The sequence below is a fragment of the Leptolyngbya sp. AN10 genome (assembly GCF_050565645.1).
Taxonomy (GTDB): Bacteria; Cyanobacteriota; Cyanobacteriia; order Leptolyngbyales; family Leptolyngbyaceae; genus Leptolyngbya.
Genome location: NZ_JBNXVP010000040.1, coordinates 1 through 25,803, shown reverse-complemented (window position 1 = coordinate 25,803; position 25,803 = coordinate 1). Strand labels below are relative to the sequence as shown.

Here is a 25,803-nt window from a genome sequence, read left to right as displayed (position 1 = left end):
GTAATTCTTTGCAGGCGCTGACAGCCGTATAACGGTTCGCTTCACCCGCCGCTAGTAACCTTGAACTCCAACCGAGCAACTTTCAACGGTCGGGTGCAAGCGAATTGTTATGCGGCTGGCATAGACTTGAACCTAGCCGTCAATTCTAATTTGCTGGCCTGTGAATTGCTACACCGATCATCACCATCGCAACCCCAACAATATCACGTAGCGTTGGAATCTGGTGTAGCACAACTGCACCAATAATCGTAGCGGTTGCAGGTAGTAAGGCTAACATTAACGCAAATGTGTTCCGTGGTAGCCGAGACATAGCAAGCTGATCACAAACATAGGGAATCACGGAAGAACAAATGCCCACGCCAATACCTGCAAGAATTAGCATCGGATGAGAGAATGCAGTCATTGCCTCAGTGAATCCGATTGGCATTACTACTACAAATGCAACTATCATTGCTGCTCCAAGGCGACCTACCCCACCTGTACCTTGACGTGCAATTCGATGACCAAGGACTACATAGATCACAAATAATAATCCGTTGACAATAGCGTAAAACAGCCCTAGTGGATCGCTAGACCAACGAATATTGGTCAATATGAATACTCCTGCTGCTGCTAAAAGTAGGGCAATAAAGTTAGCTTTTGATCTTAAACCAAATAGAGCAATAACAATCGTGCCTGTAAACTCGATCGCAGCAACCAAGCTCAAAGGGAGACGATCAATTGCCAGGTAGAATGTGCTGTTCATCAAAGCGAGACAAGCACCGAGTAAACATAACAAAATGACACCTTGACGATTCGCAGAACGAAAGGTCTTCCAGGGCTGAGTCAAGAGTGTGAAAATAACGGCTGCACTTGCAATCCGAAACCATGCAACACCGAGTACGCCGACTGACTGAAATAGCAGCACCGCGAATGATGGACCCAGGTAGTGAAATATGGCACTAACCACGAACCAAAGTTGCGGCGGTGCTAACGTAGCTTGGGACGAAATAGATCTTAATAGTTTCATGTGCCTATGTTAGCGGCACATTTCTGCAATTTATATAGTAAAATCAAGGCAAAATAGCGTAAGTGCCTAAAGAACAGAGGAAATGAATAGAAAAAGCCTTCGATTGCAAGACATCAAGTTAGACGATATAGATGTTCAGCTTCTTCAGGCTTTAAAGGCTAATGCCAGAGCTTCGATCGCTGACTTAGCGAGATCCCTCAATATGTCTGCTCCCAGTGTTTCTGAGCGGTTGCGCCGATTAGAGGAGTTAGGTGTGATTCAAGCTTTTACGATCGAGGTCGATCCAAAATTGCTGGGCTATTCTTTAGCGTTTTATATTCGGATTCGTCCCTTGCCTGGGCTAATGCCGAAAGTTGTGGCTTTGCTGGCTGAAATCGAAGAAATTGTTGAGTGCGATCGCATTACTGGAGATGACTGTTTTATCGCAAAAGCCCACCTACGATCTGCTGATGACTTAGAACGAGTTATCGATCAGATTATTCCTTTCGCTCAAACCAACACCTCGATGATTCAATCATCACCCGTTCAGCGACGACTACCGCCACTTAGCGAAAACAGATAGCCTCTCAATTACCGCCAATACCTAAAAACGAAGCCGCATAACTATTTATTAGACTGACTCTTTCCGACTAATCATCCAAATCTGGATACTAGACCGAAAATGGTCAGCATAACATCCCGTCATGGTGATTTAGACTGCTGGGAGTCGGCATAACATCTCAAATCAGGGAATTAGACCGACTTTTTCTGCCTAATACCGGAATTTGGAACATTAGACCGACTCATGTTCTGCATATTAACCCTGGGCAGGGGAATTAGACCAAAAACTTCCGTATTTCTTCTCAAAGAGAGCTTGTACTATTCTGCTTAAGATCCCGTTCAACCACATTCACGACCTTTAACATCGGATTCCCCTACTGAATTGCGGAGGAGAGTTCGCTACAGTGAAGTTAACGAATCGGCAGAGTTGTCTTTTGGTTTTATCACTTCATCATTCCACCGACGAGTTAAATCGTCTGCTCAACATTCGAGAGATTTACTTTGAACCTGCGGTTTTAGACTATCCTCGCGCTCAAGAGATTTTTGATCAGCACCCCGAAGCGTCTCGGATTGAGGTTGCTTCTCATTGGCAGATTCCAGAGTTGAATGGCAATTCGGATTCGGTTAGTGATTGGAATCGAATTAAGCGATCGGTCTTAGTCCTGGGTGTCAAGAAGTCGCTTCAAGCCCGTCCGAATTGCCGTAGCTCAGATTTCGTTGCACCTTCTCACGCAAATGGCTGTGCGGCTTCTTGCAGCTATTGCTATGTTGCTCGGCGTAAGGGTTTCGCGAATCCGATTACGACTTTTGTGAACATTGAGCAGATTCAGCGGTATCTATCGCGGCATAGTGCCAAGCAAGGTATGAAGCTAGAGCCGAATCAGGTTGATCCGCAGTATTGGGTCTATGAGATTGGCGAGAATAGTGATTGTTCAGTTGATGCTGCCGTTTGCGATAACGTGAGGGATTTGATCGCACTGTTTCGGACTTTGCCGAATGCGAAGGCGACCTTTGCAACCAAGCGGGTGAATCGGGCAATGCTTGATTACGATCCGCAAGGGAAGACACGGATTCGGTTTAGTTTGATGCCGCAGAGGAAAGCGCAGATCGTTGATATTCGCACTTCTACGATCGACGATCGTATCGCTGCTATCAACGACTTTGTAGACGCGGGTTACGAGGTGCATGTCAACTTCGCACCTGTGATCTATGACGAGAACTGGCTTGAGGACTATTCCGAATTGTTTGAGCAGTTAGATGAGATATTAAGCGATCGAGCCAAAGCCCAACTGCAAGCCGAAGTAATTTTCCTTACGCACAATGATAAGCTGCACGAGGTTAATCTAGGCTGGCATCCACAAGGAGAAGCACTCCTCTGGCGACCGGATTTACAGGAAGTCAAGTTTTCGCAGACGGGCGGCAAGAATGTTCGCTATCGTCGCGGATTTAAGGGGACGTTAGTAGACGGTTTGACGGAGTTGCTACACGAGCGCTTACCGTATTGCAACATTCGCTATGCGTTCTGATGTCCGCGCCATTTGAGGCTATTTTGGTTAAGCTGCTCAAGGTATGAATTCGGTTGAGCGATGATCTGGTTAGCAAGTGCGATCGCTCTTTCTAACTGTTCCTCGCTCAATTGCTGATAAGCAGGAATGCGTTTACGCTCTAGCACTTCATACCAACAGCGATCGAAGAGATTATCGAGAATAATCCGCTGAAAACAATGATTGTATTGAACCGGGAATTTTCGATCGCTTGCAAGGCTTGGAAGTTCCCGGTTTGTAAGTTCAAGATACTGATTGCGGAGTTGCGTCAGGCGATCCATGTTGGGGCGTAGAAGGCAAACGATATTCAGTATGTAAGTTCTCGTTGCGCCATTGTTCTGCCTGTTGGCGGATCTGCTCTAGTTCTTCAGGCAAGATTCGCTCTAGGTTTGCCATAATCTGGAACATTCGATGATTGGGTTTTAGCTTGTCGTAGTGTCGAGCGAGAAAATCCCAGTACATTAAATTAAATGGACAGGCATCTTCTCCAGTGCGGCGCTTCGGATTGTAGGCACAAGGCTTACAGTAGTCGCTCATGTTGTTGATATAGTTTGCAGAAGCCGCATACGGTTTCGATGCCATCATTCCACCATCGGCATACTGTCCCATTCCAATTACATTCGCTTGCATCACCCAGTCATATCCATCAATGAAGGCAGTGTGAAACCAATCTTGCAGTTCTTGAGGTGAAATACCTGCAATCAAAGCAAAGTTGTTCAGAACCATCAATCGCTGAATGTGATGAGCATATCCAGTCTCTTTTACTTGCTTCAAAATATGGTTTAGACAGTTCATTTTCGTTTCACCTGTCCAGTAGAAACCGGGAAGCGGATTCGAGTGATTGAAATAATTGCGATCGGGATAATCTTCGCCCATGTAAACATAGACCCCGTGCATATATTCGCGCCATCCGATCACCTGTCGCACAAAGCCTTCAATGCTATTGATCTGCCACTTTTCTCGATTCTTGTAATAAGCTTGTTCAGCCGCTTGCACAACTTCTAAAGGGTGCAACAAGCCAATATTGAGATAGGGCGATAACATTGCGTGCCACATTGTTTGTTCTCCCGTGACCATTGCATCTTGATAGGGACCAAAATCGGACAATCGAGTTTCGATGAAAAACTCTAGAACTTGTAAAGCCTGTTTCCGAGTCACTCCCCACTGGAAAGGCTCGATCTCCCAATACGATTGGCTGTCTTTGAACAATGGAGATTGTTTGAGCCAGTCAATGACTTCTTGAGTAATACTATCTGGCTCAAACCAAAGTGCTTCAGGTAGAGTGAGCTTACCTTTGGGTGGTTTGCGATTTTCTCGATCGAAGTTCCATCTTCCGCCTACAGGTTGATCTCCTTCCATGAGAATGTTAAACCGTCGCCGACCTTCGCGATAAAAATCCTCCATCACAAGGCGTTTCCGAGTTTTCGCCCAGTCTACAAACTCTTGATCTTCCCAAATAAATCGATTGTTCGGTGTGAAGGTAACGGTGCAGCCTAAATCGAGCGATTCAATCAATTTTCTAAAGGGTCGATCGACGGGAGACATGATCCGCAATTCTGTGATCTGATGCTTCTCAATCCAATGCAGCAAAGGCGTTTGAAAATCGATCGAGGCTGTGTATTCAACAGTCCAGCCCTCTTGCCGCAGTTCTTCAGCAAAATGGCGCATCGCTGACCAAACTAGAACCAGCTTTTGAAGATGATAGGGTAACTGTTGAGCGTGATTGAGCGATTCAATAAAAAAGACAGGCGTATTTTCTCGATCGTCGTAGCAACTCTGTAGTGCAGATTGTCCTGTCCAAAGCTGGTCGCCCAGCACCCAAACTCCAGTTTTCATCTTTGTTCTTCGCTCAACAAAGATTTATCCTACCGCAATAAAACAAGAGTCTATCGTCCCTCTTTAGACACAACCATTGGCACTCTCGGAGCCGCTTCAAATTCAGGAATCATTCCGAGCTTACGAATCGAGACATTCACATCCATTCCGAGATAATCTCCAGTCTCTCCAAACCAAGAGCCAGAAAGGGGAATCACCTGTCCTGGATGACGGGCGATCGCAACTCGGATCAAATCAAATCCTGCTGTAATTCGATTCGTTGGATCATAAGCTCTCCAACCCGCTCCCGGTAAATAAACCTGCATCCAAGCATGAGTCGCTCCTGATCCAGTCATACCAACTTCACCCCCATCCAAAGCAGAATCATAAAGATAGCCACTGACAAAACGACAAGCTAATCCCAATCGTCTTAGAGCTTCAACCATCAACCAAGCATAATCTCGACAAGTTCCGGATTGCAGGCGCAAAGTTTCAGCGGGATTCTGTGTTCCTTCTGCTTCTCGTGCTTCATAAGTCAAAGTGCGATTAATGCTATCCATCATTCGCTGTAAAACATCTAGCGTATTATCTTGATCACCCGCCACAAAGCGTTTTGTCCAAGCCGCAAGCTGACCCTCTGGATCTTCAGTGTGAGGACGAATGAACACAGAAAGATCATTCCATTCATCTGGAGTGTACTGGACGGGGATTTCTTCAGCGCGGGAATCGAGGGGAAAATCAGCGATCGCAGGAATACCAAAGTGCTCTGCTTGAACTTGATAAGTCACGGTCAATTCCTTTGCAGGCTCGCTAAATTCCAGCACTGCCACATTGTTCGAGAGTGTATCCATCATCCAGCGGGTTTTGCATGGAATATTGGTCTCTAGTGAATAGTTCAAAATTCGTCCGCCATAGCCGATACTGGGTAAAAAGATTGCTCGATGTTCCCCAAACGTGACGGGATTCCGATAGCGATAAGTTGTTGTATGTTCTAAATCGTAAATAATACTCATAGCTTTAATACTCTTCTGCAACTGGAATGCGACCTTGACGGGCTGCCGCTACAAGCAAATCATAGTCTCGCTCGGTTTGGTCAGCATACGCCTCAGCAAACTTGACCATCGCATCGTCTAACGCTTCTTTCTTGCCCACATAGCCCGCCAGCATTGCAGCATCACCTGACTTCGCATGAGCCAACGCCAACGCCCAACCGCACAAGATTCCATAGTTTGGGAGCCTTTCCACTCGAAACTTATTCGGCTCTAGCTTCACTCCACCTTTCATATCTCGTAACTGACGCACATAGTACTGTATGCCGTGAAGTTCACCCCAGCCTAACAAGATATCGGGCGCACCTTGAATCAATCGCTGTCCAACGACAACTCGCCGCCCTTGATGATCATCGGGCAAGGTATGACTCGAAGCAATTTCCGCATGAGGCGCTAATACTGAACGCTGAGCTTCTTTAACTTGCAAGAATAAGGGATCATTCACATCTTTGCCTTGCAGATACACCATCCAGCAGCGAGTTCCAACGCTTCCGACTCCAACCACTTGCCGAGCCGCATCTAGAATGTGATAGCGCGAGACTAAGAATCGTCGATCGCCAGTCAATGAGGCAAAATAGCTCTGCATTAATTGTTCCAGTGATTCAAGCACCGTTTTCTCAGTTCCTAGCGTTGCCGCACGAGTGATCAATGGAGGGGATTCGATAATGTGCTCTTCTGGATCAAGCAAATTCGTCATTTTCTCTAAAACTTGAAGATGATTGCGCTGACGGGCTTTTGCGGCAATCTGCATCGCGGCTTTTTGAGATTCAGCAGGTAATTTCTGAAGAATTTCAGCTTCATCCACATCGGCATACCACAGGTCGAGATAGCCTAAGTCTGCATAGTCCCACAAGTGTTGGCGGTAAGAGGACACGATCGCTCTCACGGTCTCTTCACAGATTTCGCGATCGCCACCCAAGAATCGCCCTGCGACCACTGCACTCGCCACTAATCGCTTCAAATCCCATTCCCAAGCGCCTGGATAGGTTTCATCAAAATCATTGATCCCGAAGACTAAATTCCGTTCCGCTGAGGCGAACAATCCAAAGTTCGATAGGTGCATATCGCCACAAGCTTGCACTCTGATCCCCGTCATTGGAGCGGCAGCAATGTCTTGAATCATTACAGCGGCTGAACCTCTGAGAAACGCGAATGGAGAAGCCAACATTCGAGCGTATCGAATTGGGACTAAATCGGGGACGCGAGTTTCTGCCTGAGCTTCTAAAATCGCGATCGGGTCTTCTCTTGTGGGTGAAACTTGATAGGTTCCGAGTTCAGAGCGTTTGAGAGTTTGGCGCAATGCTTTTCCGGCAGCAATGCGATCGCGAACTGAACGGGTATGAGCGTGGGTGGAGAGTGTGGAGATAGACATCCTTGACTGAACGCAGTGGGGCACAACAAAGATAGCAAACCCAATGAGATTCGCAATATCTGAAGTGTAGGCGCTTCTATTTCAAGCGAGGGAAGAAGTTCAAGAATTTCTACAATTCGATCATTTGCCTCTTAAGTTCCTTAACTATCAAAGGATGTTTGAGAAGTATCATTCATTGCATGAACCGCCCCGGACTGGAAGTCGGGGCTAACAGAACGAAGTCCACTGAAGGGGACTGAAAGCCATATTCAGTAGAATTTCCAGCCCTTTTCAAAGGGCTTCGCACCGATAGCCCCGACTTCCAGTCCGGGGCGAAATGGAACGGAGCAAGGAAGCTTTTTATACTTTTCAAACATGCTCTCAGGAGATTCTAAGAAATGGGAGTTAAGAGGCAAACACCAGAGCATTCAAACTCTCGATCGAATCGCATCATGCTTCAACCAACTGATTCTCCTGCCGCAAACAAGCTTCAATGAACGGGTCAAGTTCACCATTCATCACGTCCTGTACCGCAGTGGTTTCAACATTGGTTCTGAGATCTTTAACCATTTGATAGGGGTGAAACACATAGTTACGGATCTGGTTGCCCCAAGCCGCTTCCACCATGTCTCCCCGAATTTCAGCAATCTCTTTTGCACGTTGTTCTTCAGCGATAATCAATAACTTTGCTTTGAGAATCGCGAGGGCTTTTTCTTTGTTTTGAAGCTGCGATCGCTCCTCCGTACATCGAACGGCGACCCCGGTTGGTTTATGCACAATTCGCACCGCAGTTTCGACTTTGTTGACGTTTTGCCCCCCTTTACCGCCAGCACGAGAAGTCGTGATTTCGAGGTCTTTTTCGGGAATGTCCAACTGTACCGAAAGATCAATCATGGGCATCACTTCCACGCCTGCAAAGCTCGTTTGGCGCTTGTCATTAGCGTTGAATGGCGAAATTCTCACGAGTCGATGTGTTCCCTTCTCCATTTTGAGATAGCCATAAGCATAGCGTCCATCAATTTCGAGCGTCGCAGATTTTACTCCCGCTTCGTCTCCTTCGGACATTTCCATCAGATGCACTTTGTAGCCATGTGATTCGCCCCAGCGAGTGTACATTCGCAGCAACATTTCCGCCCAGTCTTGAGCATCCGTTCCGCCTGCGCCCGCATTAATCGTAAGAATCGCGCCTTTGCTGTCGTAGGTTCCAGATAGCATTTGCTGGAGTTCCCACTGGTCGAGATCGCGCTTGAGTTGAGCGGTCTTAGTTTCGGCTTCTTCGAGTAGGGACTGATCGGCTTCGAGTTCGAGCAGTTCGATCGTCGCTTCGGCATCCGCGAGATCGGATTTCCATCGATCGAATTGTTCGAGGTGAGATTTGTACTCGTTTAATTCTTGTAAAACGGTTTGAGCTTTGGATTGGTTGTCCCAGAACTCAGGCTGAGAGGCGACTTGCTCTAAGTCTTGAATTTTCGCAGTCAGAGCAGGAACGTCAAAGATAGTCCTGAGTTTTACCCAGGCGCGACGTGAGCAATTCGACATCTCGTTTGAGCGAGCTAGTATCCATACAGTCTGTCAATTAAATCGGCATACTCGATTGTAGCGATTGAAGCGCAGATTCGAGTGGTTTTTTGCCATCACAACCAATTTCCGATCAGAATAAATGGCGACCAGTAGTATGGATGCTGATAGTTCGGATTTCTCAACAACTTTAATTGAGCTTGTCTCAGCGATTCTGCTTTACTCGTGTGTTGTTCTGATAACGATCGATAAAATTCCGTCATCAAGTCCGCAGTCGAATTGTCGTTGACTGCCCATAAGGTGGCTAAGGTACTCCGCGCTCCCGATCGCACTGCCAAACCTGCGAGTCCCAGTGTTGCGCGTTGATCGCCTTCTGCGGTTTCACAAGCACTAAGGACTAGAAGCTCGATCGGGGTTTTATCGGTTCGTGACTTTAGCAGATTGCGTAGACCTTCGATCGTCAATCGATCGTCCCACATTAGCAAAAAAGTATCACTCAGTTTCGAGCTAAATTGCCCATGTGTGGCTAGGTGAACTAAAGGAAATTGCGACTCTTCAATGCTTTCTTGTAGATTTTGCTTGGTGAATTTGCGATCGAGAAAAATTTGAGTATTCAATTTGCTGGCAATCTGAGCCGCTTCTCTGGCAACTCCTGGCAACGAAGTAAAGCCCTGTCGCTCTTCGGTCAATCCGCCCACTAAGGCTTTAAGCCGTTCGGATTGAGTGAGTGATTTTGGTTCCACTAACTGAAGTCCTGGTGTAATCGCAACGGTATATTTTTCAATTAGATAGCGTTCTCCGTCGTGTAACGCTGCGATCGGAATATTTCTCAGGGTTCCGTCTAAAACAAATGTCAAAGTTTTAATCTGATTTTGTTCTAGATCTTTTACGATCGGTTGAATAAGCCATTGATAAATCTGTTTAGAAACCTGTAATCTTTCTTCGTTAGAAGCAATTGGATTCAGTGTTTCTAGCATTTTCTCTAGTGTGTTTTCAACCTGACCTTTTGGCAGTTGTGTATTGTGTACTGAAAGGGGCTGACCTGGTAACGATGCAATTACTGTTAAGCGATCGGGCAAAATGATCGGATAAATCACGGCTGCATTCGTATCAATTTGATCAATCTGTGCGGTTTTCGCTTCCAAACAAGCCGATCGTAAAAAATTCTCTAGTTCTGCGAGTTGTAATGCCTCGATCGCTTCTCGTGCAGTCTGCAAATCTTTCTGGTTTGGCTGATCAACGAGCAAGCTAACAAATTCTCGATATACAGGTTCTACCGATTCGCGGAATGAGAACTGTAAGTCTGGGCTAGTTGCGACCAAATCGGCTCTGAGTGATTTGAGCAATCGAACCGATTCTTGATAAGCTGCGATCGCTTTTTCTCGATTTCCTTGCTGTCGAAACAATCGTCCAAGTTGCCACTGCCACCGATAAGCGATATCGCTTGCATCAATTCGATAGGACAAAGACAAAGCTTGTTCGGTTAATTTCTGTGCCTCTTGAAGCTGATCAGATTGTTCATAAAGCTGTCCCAATTGCCCGATCGCATAAGATTCACCTCTCAAATCCTGAATCGTTCGAGCATCTCGAATCGCGATCACTAACTCTTCGGCAATTTCCCGATTGGAAAACTGCTGCAAGTTCTTCATTGCATGATTCGATAGATTGACTCTTGCATAAATTGTTTGTCTACTCGGTGATAGTTTTTGTAGTTCTAATTTTGATTGTTCCAATACTGTTTTTGCTGCTTGCCAATTTCGCAATTTAACTAATGCGCTGAATTGATTGACTTGAATGCCTAAGCGCGTTTGTGGAAGATTCGTTAGTTTTGCAGCTTGATTGTATTGTTCTAATGCAGCTTCAATTTGACCCATCGATCGCACTACGTTGGCAAGATTAAACAACGAAACACTAATTTCTTCTCGACTGTTTAACTGTTTTGCGATCGAGACACTTTCCTCTAGCGTTGTTTTCGCTTTGTCTAACTGTCCTATGACTTGCCAAACAATTCCCAGATTTCGTACTGCTGCAAGTTTCAGCGTTGATGCAGGTTGCGTCTTTAATTGTTGAGTTACCGATTCTAAAATGAACTGCGATCGTCGCACTAATCCCTGAGTTTGAAGCGCTTGAGCTTGATTAATCTGACTGCCGATCGCGCCAAGTTTATCTCCGCTCTGTTGATATGCAACCTCTGCTGCTTGCCAAGAAGCGATCGCTTTTTCGGACTGTCCCAATGCTAAAAATAGCTTTCCTTGAGTGTTCAAAGCTCGTGCTCGAACTGACAAACTATTTGCACGATCGAGCAATTCTAAGCTTTCAGAAATTGCTTGGTTTGCCTGTTTCAACTCTCCTAGCTCTTGTAGTGCTAATGCAAGATAGTTCAAACTCAGAGCTTGATTAACTCGATCGTTTCTCGCTTCGTAAGTTCGAGCGGCTTGCTGCCAAAGTGCGATCGCATCTTGAAATCGTCCTGCTTCATAGAATTGAATTCCTTGCGATCGTACTGATGCTGTAACGATCAGCGGTTGAAAAACCACAATCAAACTGCAAGTTAGAATGAACAAACAAAGCCGTACAGCTAATGATTTTAGCCAATATCTCAATTGTATAGTTCGTTTCATTAGACTCTCCTTTTAGCGTTGCACTGCACAATTCACAAACCGAGCCTGAATTGGCTGCGCTGCGACCAGTTCAACTTGACCATCTGCGCGAACAATCCAACTCTGGGCTTCTGGAATCTTTTGAGTTTGGGCGATCGTCGGTCGATCGATGTTTTCTGCGATCGGTGTTCTCAAATCTTCCCAAACTGTTCCACCTCGCAGGGATTGAGCCGCATCTTCAGGCAATCCTCCCCGCCCCGTTACAACAAACGCATTGTCTTTAGCTTGGTCACAGCTTGCCGTAATTCGCTCTGCATTGCTCACACTTTCCGGCAGCTTGACTAAACCACGAGTCGGATCAACATCAGGGGTATTGATTTGCACTATCCCACTAAAATCAATTCCTAGCTCGGAACTTGCAGTAATGTCACTCTCAGAAGTTAAACGATCGCGTGCCCCAATTCCCAAAAGACTCTCAGCATTTACAGTCACTCTTCCACCTCTCGCGTTGACTGCATTCGCTGTGATGTCACTGTTACGAAATCCCACTAGAAAATCAGTGTTTAAAACAATGTTTCCACCAGGTTCCGTTCCTTGTGAATTCGTAGAAATCAAACTCTGATTCAGCAAAGTCAGTGTTGTCGATCGCACTGCAATATTTCCTCTTCCTCCAGTCACAGTCGAAGCATTGATACTGCCATTGTTCAGGCGAACTGTGTTCGCTCGAATATCAATATTTCCTGCTGCACCTTGTCCCGGAGAAACCTGGTTCTGACTCGCGAAGTTACTGGCGCTAATGGTCGCGCCATCCCGAATGGTTAAGCGATCGCTCTTCACAAAAACATTGCCTCCCGCACCCGTGTTCACGAGCGCACCCGCAAAGATTCCACTCCGACGCTGAGGAAGCGATCCGGCGAGTTCAATGTCTTGCGCGGTAATGCTCAAACTCTGTGCATTCCCACTTCCAAAGGTATCTGCTGCAATTTGCGCCCCGTTTAACACGCGCAAACGTTGAGTGTCGATCGATAAAATTCCGCCTTGTCCAGTCCCACCTGGATCAACTGCCGCAAAAATTCCAGTAGGAGACGGTGCATCTGATCCTTGCAATTCGATTTCTTGTGCTTTGATAGTTAAATTTCCAGCATCTCCCGCTCCTGAAGTTGCCGTTGAGATATAGCCTTGATTCGTTAACGAAAGCCGATTGACATTCAGCGTAATCGCTCCAGCATCCCCACTGCCAAATGTATTCGATAACAGTGAAGCCCTGTCTGTAATCTGCAATTGATTTACATTCAGTGTGAGCGTTCCAGCATCTCCGCTGCCAAACGTCAGAGCTTGCACCGAAGCTTCTTCTGCAAGCCGGAATTGCTCTGCCACGATCGACACATTTCCACCCCGTCCCGTACTGTTTGGAAACGTTTCGACGAAAATTCCACTCGCCCCAAACTCTGAAGCTCCAACCAACTCAAGGATTCTCGCTTGAATCTCGACCGAACCCGCAGCACCTCGACCGTTTGTGGTTGAAATCATTGCACCACTATTCGCAAATCGAATCGTATCTGCCGTCAGCTTGATCAGTCCCCCATTTCCGCCTGTTTCCCCGCCTGTTGAACCCGCAGAGAGCGAGGTCGAACCAAAATTCGGAGAAGCACCTTCGATGTCGATCGTCGTTGCGTCGATCGAGAGTTGCCCCCCGTTTCCCGATCCGGCTGTGCTGCTGGAAATCTTCGCGCCTTCCGTTGCCAAAAACTGCCCCGTCTTCACTGCAATATTGCCACCTTGCCCGCTTGCCCCAAAATTCACTTCGGTCAGCAAACTACTTGGAAAATATGGAAAATCCTGATAGACAAATTCACCTCGAAGCAATACAGAATTCGAGGCGTTGATTTGAACAGTCCCACCTGTTCCATCTCCCAGAGTCAATGCTAGTAGTGTAGAACCGTCTAAGAGTTGCACATCTCGCGCTTGAACTCGCACCCGTCCGCCGCTCGTCCCACTTGCATCCGCAGACGATCCTTGAGCAAACACAACATCTTGAAACGCTGCACTCGTTGGATAGGTGAACTCCCATCCCGAAGCTGTTGAAGCGAAATTGACTGTCGAATTTGCGATCGCGCCAATCTCAATCTGTCCTTGTTCTGCCGTCAGATTCCCACCCTGTAATTCGACGCGCCCTCCAATCAGTGCGAGAGTCTTCCCAGTTCCCACCCCCAATCCAATCGGGCGGAATGCTCTGACAATCTCAAACGGATCAGGATTGACATAAACAAAATGTCCTGAGCCTTCTACCCGAATTGTGCCTGGAGTTGCTCCGTACTGGAGTGCGATCGGCTGACTGATTGTGAGCAACGGTGGCGTTGTCGATCGTGCCTCAAATTCGGTTCCATCTCCAAACCTCAATCGCTCCGCACTACTCGCAAGAAACGATCCACCAATATTTAAAGTTGCCTGCTCACCGAAAATGAAGCCATTTGGATTCAACAAGATCAGATTCGCATTCCCATTCGCTTGAATCAAGCCGTTAATGTTAGAAACCGATCCACCCGTTACCCTGGTGATAATATTCTCGATTCCCGCCGCATTATCGAATCGGGCTGACTCGATCGTGGAAGGTGTAAGTGAAAATTCACTGAAACTGTGAAAAAGATTTGTGCCCCGCTGAGTGCCGCCTGTGATCTCCGCAGTGCTACCCGTAATATTCACGATCGTACCGACACTACCATCTGGAATGACTTGGGCTTGTGCGATCGGGGCAGACAAAAAGAGTGATGCTGCCAAAACCATTCGCTGCATCACTCCCGATCGTAGAATTCTGACCACAGGCATAAAACTCACTTCAGCATCATCCAAGAACATTAAATGTCTTGCAAAAACAAGCGAACCTGTCTCTGCAAGACATTCTTTTTTCTCAACATGCCCGCCTGTGAAATGAATGACTCACTTAGAGATCTGTCCAGTTCACTATCTCGGAAAAATCGGTAAATTTGCCGGAGTCCTGACTTGTCTGAGCCGTGTTTCTGACAAAATTGTTCGATGATCTACGGATGCTGCTTCCTAGCTGATCAAACCAGTTCTGAAGACTTGCAGGAGCGATTCGACGCATCTCAGCAATCTCACGAGTTCGAGGAGCGAACAGACTGAGATCAAACGAGGACGAAGTTGGGTTAATTCTAGGTGCTGATCTCCCGATCGGAGCAATACTAGACCAATCAGATCGTGCCGACCCCCTTCTTCCCGAAGAACTCGGTCTAGGCGCAGGCGAAACTTCGTCGTCTAATGTGCCAAAACTGCTATAAGCTACTCTCTGCTCCATTAGATCTAGAACTTGCCGTGAAGGAGGCGGAGGAGGAGTTCCAGGAGATCTTGTTGCCCAGGGATAAACCTGGCTATTCTGAATCATGCGCTCGACATCCAATGCTCGATCCGAAACCAGTCGTTGTTCTGCCAAACTCAGATTCTGGTTTAGCCAGGTGGTTGATACTCCGATGCGTTGAGCAAGTGTTGCCTCTGCTTGACTTCTCAATGTAGAGAGATTGATAGTGGGTCTCCAGCGAATGTCCCAACCAATCACATCCAGTGCACGTAAATCAGTATCAGTCATCCACGATCGCTCCTCCGGGCGGAGTGCGGGAGCCATGATTCCAGTGCGAGTGGTTGTATTTTTCCAGTGACTTCCTTGAAATCCATCACCGCCCAGCATCTGGTCTGCTCCTGTTGCAAACTCTGCCAGTGGCATTGTGCCATCAATGGAGAAGAATTTCCGACCTCCAACCGTACCATAAGATAGATCATTTCTGCCGTTCCCCAAAGTCGAGTAACGGAATAAATCCATCGGTGTCGTGTAAGAAATTCGTCTTTCCAAGCTCTGCTTGTACTCTTCGCTTGCTGCTTTGTCAGCAGGAACGCTACTAAGCCAGCCTGGTTTATCGACCCCACTCACAAAGCCCAGAATATGACCAATCTCGTGCATTGCAGTGCTGAGAAAATCGAGAGTGTTTGTCGGTGCGGCACTGGTTCGAGTGTAGTCATAATTCCAACGGAAGGTTGATCCTTGAAGTGCCCCGAAGACAATGACTCCATCCAGTTCGGTTGACCCTGAAACGAGATTTAAGGCTTTCGCGTTAGCGCGGGTAATGTTAAGTGTTTTGGTCTTAACCTTCCGTCCATTGTTCTTGCCATTTTTTGGATCAAACGCATCAAACCAAGCTTCATACTCTGATTTTGTTTGCAGCCGTGGCACTGCAATCCAGTCTTCAACTGAGGTTCTGTCTGCTCCCAAGCTGCGTACTACATCGCTGTAGTTCTGCGCCGATCGCATTCCTGGTAATGCACCCCCGATCGCATTTGCAGGCAGACTGCTAGAAACGCCGACGTGAATATTAACTGTAATGGGATCGTTGAGGTGAGCATCCCAGATGCGACCTGCCATCTCAAACCCGATCATTTGCTGAAGGGTTGTACCAGGAGCGTAAGTGAAATTAAAAGTAGCCATGATTCAAAGTGCAATCGAGCGGTAAAAGAAGTGAGCGAAACCTTTCACTTTCATTCGCAATCAAAACACAGCAAGTCCGCAAAAAAGATTCGTGCCAATACGGATCGGTATTTAAGTAACCACGTTTTACTACCTAGAATAAAGTACTGAAAGTCGCAGTATCATCCTGTTTCTATAGGCAGCTAAAAATCAAACGAGTGTCTAAGTTTTCTATAATTTCACACAATTGATTGAATTATGAAAAATTAAAAACTTTGCTTATTTTTATGCCGAAACTGTTCGATAAGTGTGACTTAGATACAAGCACAGGGAACGATTAAAAGTGCGCTTCTTCACTCAGTATTTAAGACATGATGAAACTGGATTTGGTACGACATTGGGTAGCCCGATCAATAGCGATCGCTGTGATTTCATCTAGCCTTGTCGGATCGCGGAGTCAGGCACTCCCCGCAGTAAGATTTGAGCCTCCATCGGGCGGCGCACCTGTTGAAACAAAAGGCGGAGCTTCTCGTGGTGATATTGCGTGTGCCACTTCAACCAGTCGTGATACGCCACAGATTGTTTTAGTTACGCCTGCAAACTCGAACTATGGATTAACGACTTTAGAGCGTCCGACATTTTTAATGTATGTTCCACCCAGTTCTGCTCAGACTGCATTCTTTAGCATTAAGAACGCCAAAGGACAGATTCACTATCGACAATTGCTCTCGGTGCCATCACAAGGCGGAATTCTGCGGCTGACGTTGCCCAAAACGATCGCGCCTCTAGCAATGAATCAGTCTTATGAGTGGGGAATTGTGCTGATGTGCGGCGGTAGATTGCGCCCAGATAGCCCGTTTGCTAGTGGTTGGATTCAGCGAATTCAGCTTGCAAATCGGATCAATGCTAATTTGAAGAAACAATCCGCGATCGAGCAAGCTGCGACTTATGGAGCAAGTGGAATTTGGTATGACATGATTTCAACGATCGCAGATTTGAAGCAGCAAAAACCGCAAGATCCAGCAATCCTGTCAACCTGGAAACAAATTCTAGATGCCGCAGGATTGACGAAGATCACATCTGCAACGCTCGTGAACTAATCGGGAAATGGGCATGTTTAGGCTAGGGATACTCTCCTTTCAGTTCAGCCGATGCAAGTCTTCTTATGCCCTTTAATTTATCCAGTTCGATGGTTCGTCAGCGATTACTGCGGCGATTGTGGAACTCTGAGACGAAAGTAATCGCGACCGGAATTAGTGCTGCTGTTGCTACGATCGTTGTTAGTTTTACTGGAGTGTTCCAGGTTCCAGAGTGGGCAATTCTCGATCTGTTTTTTCGAGTCCGTCCCGCTGAATCGACTGATCCGCGCATTGTTATTATCACGATTGATGATACTGATATCAGTCAGATTGGGACTTGGCCGATTCCCGATCGTACTTTAGCTCGAATTTTGAAGAAGCTACGGGCAGAAAAACCAAGAGCGATCGGATTAGATTTGTATCGAGATTTGCCTGTTGAGCCTGGAAACGCTGAACTTCAGAAAGTATTTCGGACAACTCCGAATTTGATTGGAGTTGAGAAACGATTTGGGAGTCGCCAAGTTCCACCCCCTAAGACATTAGCTGAGAAGAATCAAGTCGCGATCGTCGATCGGGTTGAAGATGCAGATGGACGGGTGCGACGGGATTTAATCTCTGCTCGATCAGATCAGGGCAAAACGTATTTGAGCTTGGGAACGCGATTATCGCTCATGTACCTTGAAGCTCAGGGAATTCAATTAGAATCCATTCCGGAGCGCAAAGGAACTTACCGTTTAGGACGTGCGACCTTTACAGCATTTCATGGCAATGATGGCGGGTATATTCGTGCTGATGACAATGGGTATCAGGCTTTGCTGAACTTTCGAGGAGATGAGGAAGTCTTTACGACGATTCCACTTCGTGCTCTCTTAGATGGCTCGATTTCGGCAGAACTGGTTCGCGATCGCATTATTTTAATCGGTTCAACCGCAGAAAGTACCAATGATTTCCTGCTAACTCCTTACGATAGTAGCCAGACGGATCAGTTTTCTAGAACACCCGGTGTTTTTGTTCATGCGAACGCGGTTAGTCAGATGTTGGGAGCCGCGCTGGATGGACGTAAGTTGATTCAAGTTCTGCCAGAACCGATCGAGATTCTTTGGGCGGTGGTTTGGTCGCTAGGCGGAATTTTGCTGAGTCGGCGGGTGTTACAAGGCAGTTGGACAGAGAAATCATTCTTTTATGGGCAAGCTGCGATCGGCATTACTGGACTAAGTGTTGGAGCCGTTTTTACGAGCTATGGATTGTTTCTGTTGGGTTGGTGGATTCCTGTATTTCCTGCGATCTTGGGTCTCGCGATTTCTACGGGAGTTTGCTTACTGTTTCATGAGCAAGATTTACATCGTTTAGCTTACATTGATGAATTGACTCAGGTTGCAAACCGCAGGTACTTTGAGCAACAGTTGATTAAGTTGATTCAGCAACGAGGTGAAGTTTCACTGGTGCTCTGTGATGTAGATTTTTTTAAGCTGTACAACGATACTTATGGGCATCAAGCGGGCGATCGATGTTTGATGCAGGTGGCGCAGACTTTGAAGCGGGGGGTGCGGAGATCGGATTTGGTAGCTCGGTACGGCGGTGAGGAATTTGCGATTATTTTGCCGGAAACTTCGATCAAGGCAGCGGAACGAGTGGCAAATCGGATTTTAGAACAATTGAGAGAGTTGAATTTGCCACATGAGAGTTCTAAAGTGAGCGATCGTGTCACTCTAAGCTGTGGAATTGCAAGTGTCGTAACAGAAAGAGCAACGTTTCAGCTACTTGATGGCACAATTCATTGCTTAGTTGAGCGAGCGGACAAGGCTTTATATCAATCGAAATTAGACGGACGCGATCGCTGCACCGTCAAAAAAATCGATTAATTTCTATCTTTAGAGGAATGACAGGAGTTTGGAGAATCTGATAGCTGATAGAGGTGATTTATGTTTACCTTTATGCAGCGAATCTTGTTTATTGAGCTATTAGGTGGAATTGGCGATGTGTTGATTGCGCTATCTGCGATTCAAGCATTAGCCCGAAGTTATCAAACTAAAGTCACTGTCCTAACGTTTGCACCAGGTGGCTCATTGTTGGAGACTGATCCGCTGATCCAGCAAGTTGTTTATGCTGAAAAAGGCAATGTTAGACAGTCGATCGAGCAATTGTTGAACGAGCAGAAGTTCGATTTGATCGTTTCTGATACGAATTACGATCGTATTGGTGAATTGATTCGCGATCGAGCGGATCGAGTGGTGACGAATCTTTGGCGATCGCCACCTCCGAATCAGTTTGTCAGCGATCGATTTGTTGAAATTCTGCGATCGGAAGGACTCATTTCAGAAGCATTACCTCCGAAGCTCTATCTTACGGCTGATGAGTACCAAACTGCGCGAGAAAAGTTAGCAGATTTAGTGCATCCGATCGTAGTTTTCTGTCCCGATGCTGGAATGCGGATTAAATGTTGGGATGAGCAGAATTTCATTGAATTAGGGAAAAGATTGGAAACCTCGATCGTTGTTCTAGTGGGTTCCGATCGAGAACAATCGGCGTTTATTTCACAACATATTCCGAATTCAAAGCTATGGGAGCTAGGAACACTGAGAGAGCTTGCAGCAATGTTCTCTCAAGCTGATTTGGCGATCGCTGGAGATACGGGAGCCGCGAGAATTGCAGCAGCAGTTGGAACGCCAACGATTACGTTATTTGGTCCTTCCTGGTATCAGCGCTATGGACAACCAGAACCCCACACCAACTTACAAGGATATTTAGACTGTCCAGAGCGCAAAATCGAGAATTTCACGATACAGGCTTGTTGGTATAGCGGGGAATGTCCGATCGCGGATTGGGCGACTTGCGTGGATGAAATTTCTGTCGATCGAGTGATGGCAGCAGCGGTGAATTTGCTGGAAGCTCAAACTGTTCGATAAATGAAAAATCCTGTGCTATCTCATCCTTGGACATCGGTTAAAAATCTATTGGTGATGCGGTTGGACAATATTGGTGATGTGATCATGACCAGTCCAGCTTTGCGATCGATTAAAGCGAATTTGCCTGACGCGAAGTTGACTTTGATGGCAAGTCCGGGAGGCTCGCAAGCTGCGCTGCCCGGAGGGTTCGCAGCATCATTACTGCCCTGGGTGGATGAAGTCTTGACGTGGCGCGTTCTGTGGCAAGATTTGGGACGATTAGCATTCGATCCAGCCCGCGAATGGGAGCTAGTGGAAAAACTACGCGGATTTGATGCAGTAATTATCTTCACCAGCTTTAGTCAATCGCCGCATCCAGCCGCATTCGTGTCTTGTTTGGCGGGAATTCCTCTGAGGCTGGGAGAATCGAAGGAGAAGGGCGGAATGATGCTGACTCACGAAGTTTTCTCTGCACCGGATGAACTGCACCAAGTCGAGCGAAATTTGAGATTGATCGAATCAGTTGGGTTTGAAGTGCGCGATCGATCGCTCTCGATTCAATATCCCAAGATTGGTTTTATGGATCAGCCGTACATTGTGCTAAATCCTTGGACGAGTTGCCAATCGCGGAATTATGATGCAAAACGATTCGCGATCGCGGCTCAAAAACTTGCAGCAATTACAGGCTGGAAAGTGGTAGTCACAGGAGTTGAGAAAGATCGCGATCGGGCTGGAATTGTTCTAGAGGTTTTAGAAGATGACGCGATCGATTTGATTGGCAAAACAAGCTTACCGGAACTAGCGGCTTTGATTGCTAATGCAAAATTGATGTTGAGTAACAACACTTCAACGATGCACATCGCTGATGCAACTAGAACACCGAGTGTGATCATGTTTGCTGGTACAGAGCTTGAGTGCCAGTGGCAACCGCGTCATTGTCCGATTCGATTGTTACGCCAACCTACATCATGCCATCCTTGCTATGCGTTTCAATGTCCTTACGATTTGGAGTGCTTGGACATTGAACCAGAAGAAATTGTGCGATCGAGCCTTGAACTTTTAGAAGAAACTCAACTATGCCTAAAGTTGCGCTAATTGCCGGAACCTATTTACCCGACCGCTGTGGTGTCGCTCACTATACGGCACGATTGCGATCGGAATTGTCGATCGACACAATCGTTTTAACCACATTTGAAGCGGCTCAAGATGATCCAACAGTTTTTGGTGTTGTAAAAGATTGGAGGATTAAAAGCTTACCTGCATTAGTTCGAGCAATTCATCGATCGCAAGCGGATATCTTACATATTCAACACGCAGCAGGGACTTATGGATTCGATCGAGCAATCTTTTTATTACCATTACTGCTTCGTATAACAGGTTGGCATAAACCAATCATTACAACAGTGCATGAATATGGCTGGTGGGAATGGGAGCCAAAATGGTTTCCAAGCAAGCTTTTAGAAGGATTGAAACAATGGGGACAGCGATATCAATGGTGGGATCGTGAAGATGGTTTTTTGTTAACTCAGAGTGCGGAAATTATTACTACAAACAATGAAGCGGAAAAGGTGATTCTTGAGCGATTACCGACAGCTAAAGTGCATCAAATTCCAATCGGGGCAAATATTGAAGTCGTTGACTGTGAGAATGCAAGACAGAAGCTATTAGATGAATGTGGTTGGTCAGAGGATAGTATTGCGATCGCATTCTTCGGTTTTCTTCATCCCGTCAAAGGCTTAGAAACATTGCTCACCGCTTTTCAGACTGTAGTTCAACAACATCCACAAGCTCGATTAATTCTAATTGGAGGTGTTGAAAGTTTAGCGCTGCGTGGAGAAGATGCAAAACGATATTGGACTAAGTTAGAAGGTATTATTTCTGATTTGCATCTGAATCATACAGTTCACATGACTGGATATGTTCCGAATGAAGTCGCTTCTGTTTATCTATCGGGTGCTGATATTGGCGTTTTACCCTTTAATCATGGTGTAACACTCAAAAGCGGATCATTGTTAGCATTGATGGCTCATCAATTACCTGTGATTGCAACGGGAACAGAACCCAATGTTAGACAGATTCCACCTCGTGATTCTGATGCGCTGACTCATGCACTACTGGAACTAATTCAAGATTCAGCAGAACGCGATCGCTTATCTCAACAAGGCTTTGAATTTGTGCAGCAGTTCGATTGGAAATCAATTGCGCGATCGCATTTAGAAATTTATCGATCGGTGTTACCTTATGCTTAAAGTTGTTGTCTACACGGACTCTGAAGGCATTGGTGGCGCGGAGATTAGCTTAGGTCACTTAGTTGCGAATACATCAATGGATGTGACTGTAGTGGGTGTCTCTGAGATTGTTGTGAATGCGATCGCCAAAAATCGTCCAAAGTTCATCCTTTCAAAAAACTTTCTCTCACATTGGCAAACATTCAATCGATTGCAGCCTGACATCATTCACATCAATCTCTGTACACCTTGGGCTTGTGCGATCGGACTATCCGCCGCTTTGATGATTCCAAATGCTAGAGTTGTTCGCGTCGATCAATTGCCCCTGAGAACCACAGACGCGAGCGAGCTTTGGCGGACTCGATTTTTATCGTTACGAGTCGATGCTCATGTCGCAGTTGGAAAAGCCAGCGCTCAACGGATGGAAGACTTTTACGCGCTCGGACGCGATTCTGTGATCTCAATTCCGAATGGAGTTCCAGACTTGGGAGAGCCAGAGTCAACGATTCGAGAAACATTGACGGTTGGAAGCATCGGACGCTTAGATGCAATGAAAGCACATGAGATTTTATTGAAAGCGATCGCGCAAGTTGAACATACCAAAGCTGTGATTTTGGGAGAAGGAACAGAGCGATCGAACTTAGAACAATTAGCAATGGAGTTAGGGATTCAAAATCGAGTTCAACTTTTAGGATGGATGGAAAATCCTCGATCGTATCTTTCACAGTTTGACATCGTAGCAATGCCGTCTCGCTCTGAAGGCTTTCCGCTGGCAATGGTCGAGGCGATGTTAGCAGCTCGTCCGGTGATTGCAACAAGGGTTGGAAGTATGCCGGAAGCCGTGATTGATGGTGTAACGGGATGGCTAATTGAGAAGAATGATGTAGGTGAATTGGCAGAGGCGTTGAGGCGATCTCGTAATGTTGCTCTCAGACTGCGAATCGGGCAGCAAGCGAGACAGGTAGCACTGGCGAATTTTACGGTAGAAGCAATGATTAAACAGTATGAGCAACTATGGCAGGACTTGAAAGGAAAAGCTCGATCGTCTAGAGTTCGAGTGCTGCGTCCGAAGGATTAATCGGGCGCATCTAGTGGTTGGGGGAGTACAACGAAAGCGATAGATCCTCATTGGAGAACAAGGAGTCAAATCGTTGATTCGTCCAAGCAAGCCGGAGATGAAGCAGATGATTAAATCCGTCCTCGCTCCACCGCATCCCAGTTCCCTTAAATCGCTGTTGAATCATCCATTTACAAGCACTCTCGACCATGCCACTGCCAATTGGGAAGTTTTTCTGCTTGAAGAAGCGGTACTGAATGTGATCAAGATGCAGCTTCAAATAATAGACCTCCTGCACGAATCAAATTGGATGAGCAAGCTCATAGTTCAGCAAGCCTGCGATCAAGTTGAACCGTAGCCCAAATCGCCTGCGACGGTTACGGTAGCGCTCCGATAAGATGCGAAAAATCTTCAACTTGCGAAAGGTATGCTCCACCGTGATACGAACTTGCGCTAATTGTCGATTAAACTGACGTTCTTGCTTGGAGAGCGGACGCTTGCGCGATTTTTTGTAGGGCGTACAACTGTAAGCATGAAGTCTGGCGATGCCTTGATAGCCTCGGTCTGCCACCCAGAGTTGCTCAAGTTGGGTCGGCAACTGCGAGTCCTTGAACAAGCGGAAATCATGCTTGCGCCCTTTGCCAAATGCGGTGCAGACAATTTGACCGCTGAAATAGTCTACGACGACTTGCGCTTTTAGTGTGTGCCATTTTTGCTTACCACTGTAGTAAGGTCGCTGTTTTTTTTTGGACGTTCAATCGGACTTTCGCTGACATCAACTAACAGGAGGTTCCACCCTGCATCAGGCGAGTGCAGCGCCTTCTTGCCCGGAAGCCGAAATTCGCCCGACCGAATCAAACTGTTCTCAACTTTCCGCACAATGCGCCCCACGGTCGTTTCATGAATCCCCCAACTTTGTCCGATGTGGAACTGAGTCCGATACTCGCGCCAATATTCCATCGCAATCAAGAGTTGATCTTCGACTCCAAACTTGCCTTGTCCGCCTCGTTTGCCTTTTCGGATCAGCTTGGGTTTGAGAATTTCAACCATTTTCTCGAAGGTTTCACGCTTCACTCCGCACTTGCGTTTGAACGATTTTGGTGGCAGGTGTTGAATGCGATCGTACATTTGATCAGTCTCCTGAGTGGCATCTAGTCCTCTTTTCAGGAGTTCAAATCTGTGATCAGGATTCGTGCAGGAGGTCTATTGAAAAGTCATTATTAGCCTCTACTTTTTATTTTAGTTCGATTTCACCACTGCCAAAAGTCAGCCGCAAATTAAGAGAGCCTTCACACAGGAGCCATGCCTCAATCGTGTAGTGGCGAACGCCCTGTTGGTGAAGAGGGTCAGCCGCTGCAAGCTGTTCTGCTTCAGAAAAAGACTTTGCGTTCAGGATAATCAGTCCTTCCCCTTGATGGTACTGACCCCGATTCGTAAACAGGGGACCTGCTGCAAACAGCAATCCTTTTCGCTCTAAGTCCTGGTAGTACTGCAAATGGCGGTCAAGATAGGGGGCAATTGCTTCAAGTCCCTGAGTGGGAGTTGATCGAACGACGAAAAGTTCTTTCGCCAATCCAGCACCTGGATTTTGACGAATATCGTCAGCCGGAATTTGGTCTACCATTTTTCCTTCACCATGTTGTAACAAGCTGTTGCATGACATAACGCGCTTCAGTCAAAGATTGCTGGCGAGCCTCTTCTCCTTCGGTTAAGTTCTCAGCATGAATGAATGTAATATCGGTGATTCCAATGAAGCCAAAAATCGCACGTAAATAAGGTTCTTGGAAGTCAAAGTGGGCAAGATTCGTTCCATTTGCATAGCTACCACCGCGTGTAGTAATGACCAACATCTTTTTATGGGTCAACAACCCTTGCCAATCTGGAGTAAATGTTCGGTTCACCCGCACAATCTGATCAATGTAAGCTTTGAAGTTAGCTGGAACGCTAAAGTTGTACATTGGAACACCAAAAACGTAGCGATCGGCAACCGATAGCTCACTAATCAATTCATTGGAGATGGACAGAACACTGGCTTTTTCAGCCGCTAAGGTTTCAGATTTGCTAAAAGATGCAGCAATCCAGGCTTCATCGATCGGTGGAACGAAATCTTTTCCAACATCGCGATAGGTAACGCGGTCTTGCCGATGAACTTGAAGCCAATGGGCAATGAATTCTTTGGTTAACAGCCGCGAGATGGAACGCTCCTGTCTAGCACTAGAATCAAGATGCAGAATATGACTCATGGGCAGCATTTCTCTTCAACTACTTTATCAGTATGAGAAAACGCAATCGTTATAGTCTTGCACCTTCTTCCAATTTTTGGCACGTTCTCACAAATTGTTGACAAAAACTTTAGGCGTGACTCCGACCCACTTCTTGAAGTGACGGTTGAGATGACTTTGATGAGCAAAACCGACTTGCAGAGCAATTTGCGCGATCGTCAAATTCCCTGCCCGTAAAAGCTGCTTTGCTCGCTCTATCCGCCGTTGAATGACATACTGGTGTGGTGTGAGTCCAGTCGATTGCTTAACTAGGGCTTGCTGAGGAAGTCTAAGAAGCTTTCTAGGACTGAATTTCAGCGGGATAAATTGCTGATAAAATGCAAGATAAAGCACTATAAACCGTGCAAAAACCTTGCATCTGATTTTACTATGTAC

At 46.4% G+C, this 25,803-nt stretch carries 21 protein-coding genes and 1 pseudogene; 8 read left to right on the top strand and 14 right to left on the bottom strand.

Annotated features, from left to right (window positions below):
• Positions 1 to 145 precede the first annotated feature (145 nt).
• Positions 146 to 1,009, bottom strand: coding sequence for an EamA family transporter (locus ACQ4M5_RS33795; protein ID WP_430680206.1), 864 nt, complete (start codon positions 1,007 to 1,009; stop codon positions 146 to 148).
• A gap of 82 nt (positions 1,010 to 1,091) precedes the next feature.
• Between ACQ4M5_RS33795 and ACQ4M5_RS33790 the strand changes: the two genes are divergently transcribed.
• Positions 1,092 to 1,571 (top strand): Lrp/AsnC family transcriptional regulator, encoded by a 480-nt coding sequence (locus tag ACQ4M5_RS33790; RefSeq protein WP_430680205.1) that lies wholly within the window; start codon positions 1,092 to 1,094, stop codon positions 1,569 to 1,571.
• A gap of 412 nt (positions 1,572 to 1,983) precedes the next feature.
• Positions 1,984 to 3,075 (top strand): spore photoproduct lyase family protein, encoded by a 1,092-nt coding sequence (locus tag ACQ4M5_RS33785; RefSeq protein WP_430680204.1) that lies wholly within the window; start codon positions 1,984 to 1,986, stop codon positions 3,073 to 3,075.
• Here ACQ4M5_RS33785 and ACQ4M5_RS33780 read toward each other — a convergent pair.
• The 8 genes from ACQ4M5_RS33780 to ACQ4M5_RS33745 all read right to left on the bottom strand — a co-directional run bounded on the left by ACQ4M5_RS33780 (position 3,063) and on the right by ACQ4M5_RS33745 (position 15,918).
• Positions 3,063 to 3,374 (bottom strand): hypothetical protein, encoded by a 312-nt coding sequence (locus ACQ4M5_RS33780; protein WP_430680203.1) that lies wholly within the window; start codon positions 3,372 to 3,374, stop codon positions 3,063 to 3,065. The two genes, ACQ4M5_RS33785 and ACQ4M5_RS33780, sit on opposite strands and share 13 nt — an antisense overlap.
• Positions 3,337 to 4,929 carry a cryptochrome/photolyase family protein gene (locus ACQ4M5_RS33775; RefSeq protein ID WP_430680202.1) on the bottom strand — a complete coding sequence of 531 codons (1,593 nt, stop codon included), beginning with the start codon at positions 4,927 to 4,929 and terminating at the stop codon, positions 3,337 to 3,339. Before ACQ4M5_RS33775 ends, ACQ4M5_RS33780 begins: the two co-directional genes overlap by 38 nt.
• A 50-nt stretch (positions 4,930 to 4,979) precedes the next feature.
• Positions 4,980 to 5,921 carry a transglutaminase family protein gene (locus tag ACQ4M5_RS33770; RefSeq protein ID WP_430680201.1) on the bottom strand — a complete coding sequence of 314 codons (942 nt, stop codon included), beginning with the start codon at positions 5,919 to 5,921 and terminating at the stop codon, positions 4,980 to 4,982.
• Between the two features lie 4 nt (positions 5,922 to 5,925).
• A complete protein-coding gene (locus ACQ4M5_RS33765; RefSeq protein ID WP_430680200.1) occupies positions 5,926 to 7,329 on the bottom strand; it encodes a DUF2252 domain-containing protein in 1,404 nt (467 codons plus the stop codon).
• A gap of 429 nt (positions 7,330 to 7,758) precedes the next feature.
• Positions 7,759 to 8,872, bottom strand: a protein-coding gene (prfB, locus tag ACQ4M5_RS33760; RefSeq protein WP_430680199.1) for a peptide chain release factor 2 whose coding sequence is annotated in 2 segments (ribosomal slippage) — positions 7,759 to 8,799 and positions 8,801 to 8,872 — 1,113 coding nt in all. Because the reading frame shifts where the segments join, the coding sequence is not laid out codon by codon here.
• A gap of 70 nt (positions 8,873 to 8,942) precedes the next feature.
• Positions 8,943 to 11,447, bottom strand: coding sequence for a CHAT domain-containing protein (locus ACQ4M5_RS33755; RefSeq protein ID WP_430680198.1), 2,505 nt, complete (start codon positions 11,445 to 11,447; stop codon positions 8,943 to 8,945).
• 12 nt (positions 11,448 to 11,459) lie between these two features.
• Complete coding sequence (locus ACQ4M5_RS33750) at positions 11,460 to 14,282, bottom strand: filamentous hemagglutinin N-terminal domain-containing protein (RefSeq protein ID WP_430680197.1); 2,823 nt, start codon at positions 14,280 to 14,282, stop codon at positions 11,460 to 11,462.
• 85 nt (positions 14,283 to 14,367) lie between these two features.
• Positions 14,368 to 15,918: an NF038122 family metalloprotease gene (locus ACQ4M5_RS33745; protein WP_430680196.1), complete on the bottom strand. Its 1,551-nt coding sequence runs from the start codon at positions 15,916 to 15,918 to the stop codon at positions 14,368 to 14,370.
• Positions 15,919 to 16,268: 350 nt separating this feature from the next.
• On the opposite strand from ACQ4M5_RS33745, the gene ACQ4M5_RS33740 reads away from it, so the two are divergent.
• From ACQ4M5_RS33740 to ACQ4M5_RS33715, 6 genes are all read left to right on the top strand, one after another.
• Positions 16,269 to 16,997 (top strand): DUF928 domain-containing protein, encoded by a 729-nt coding sequence (locus ACQ4M5_RS33740; protein WP_430680195.1) that lies wholly within the window; start codon positions 16,269 to 16,271, stop codon positions 16,995 to 16,997.
• A gap of 65 nt (positions 16,998 to 17,062) precedes the next feature.
• Positions 17,063 to 18,838: a CHASE2 domain-containing protein gene (locus tag ACQ4M5_RS33735; RefSeq protein WP_430680194.1), complete on the top strand. Its 1,776-nt coding sequence runs from the start codon at positions 17,063 to 17,065 to the stop codon at positions 18,836 to 18,838.
• 60 nt (positions 18,839 to 18,898) lie between these two features.
• Entirely contained in the window at positions 18,899 to 19,882 is a 984-nt protein-coding gene (locus ACQ4M5_RS33730) for a glycosyltransferase family 9 protein (protein ID WP_430680193.1), read from the top strand.
• The gene (locus ACQ4M5_RS33725) at positions 19,883 to 20,956 is read left to right on the top strand and encodes a glycosyltransferase family 9 protein (protein WP_430680192.1); all 1,074 of its coding nucleotides are present in this window, start codon (positions 19,883 to 19,885) and stop codon (positions 20,954 to 20,956) included.
• Positions 20,938 to 22,110, top strand: a complete 1,173-nt coding sequence (locus ACQ4M5_RS33720; protein ID WP_430680191.1) for a glycosyltransferase — start codon at positions 20,938 to 20,940, stop codon at positions 22,108 to 22,110. Before ACQ4M5_RS33725 ends, ACQ4M5_RS33720 begins: the two co-directional genes overlap by 19 nt.
• Positions 22,103 to 23,167, top strand: coding sequence for a glycosyltransferase (locus ACQ4M5_RS33715; RefSeq protein WP_430680190.1), 1,065 nt, complete (start codon positions 22,103 to 22,105; stop codon positions 23,165 to 23,167). Before ACQ4M5_RS33720 ends, ACQ4M5_RS33715 begins: the two co-directional genes overlap by 8 nt.
• 10 nt (positions 23,168 to 23,177) lie before the next feature.
• Here the strand turns inward: ACQ4M5_RS33715 and ACQ4M5_RS33710 are convergent.
• The 5 genes and pseudogenes from ACQ4M5_RS33710 to ACQ4M5_RS33690 form a co-directional block, all read right to left on the bottom strand.
• Positions 23,178 to 23,417, bottom strand: a pseudogene (locus ACQ4M5_RS33710) (ISKra4-like element ISLesp2 family transposase); the annotation flags it as partial.
• Between the two features lie 30 nt (positions 23,418 to 23,447).
• Positions 23,448 to 24,274 (bottom strand): IS5 family transposase gene (locus ACQ4M5_RS33705; protein WP_430674732.1). Its coding sequence is split into 2 segments (ribosomal slippage): positions 23,448 to 23,887 and positions 23,887 to 24,274, totalling 828 coding nucleotides; the frame shifts between segments, so codons are not numbered across the junction.
• A 106-nt stretch (positions 24,275 to 24,380) separates the two neighbouring features.
• The gene (locus ACQ4M5_RS33700; RefSeq protein ID WP_430680189.1) at positions 24,381 to 24,770 is read right to left on the bottom strand and encodes a YciI family protein; all 390 of its coding nucleotides are present in this window, start codon (positions 24,768 to 24,770) and stop codon (positions 24,381 to 24,383) included.
• 7 nt (positions 24,771 to 24,777) lie between these two features.
• A complete protein-coding gene (locus tag ACQ4M5_RS33695; RefSeq protein WP_430680188.1) occupies positions 24,778 to 25,389 on the bottom strand; it encodes an FMN-dependent NADH-azoreductase in 612 nt (203 codons plus the stop codon).
• An 87-nt stretch (positions 25,390 to 25,476) separates the two neighbouring features.
• Positions 25,477 to 25,803 (bottom strand): helix-turn-helix transcriptional regulator (locus tag ACQ4M5_RS33690; RefSeq protein ID WP_430680187.1); only part of this gene is annotated, 327 nt, incomplete at its 5' end.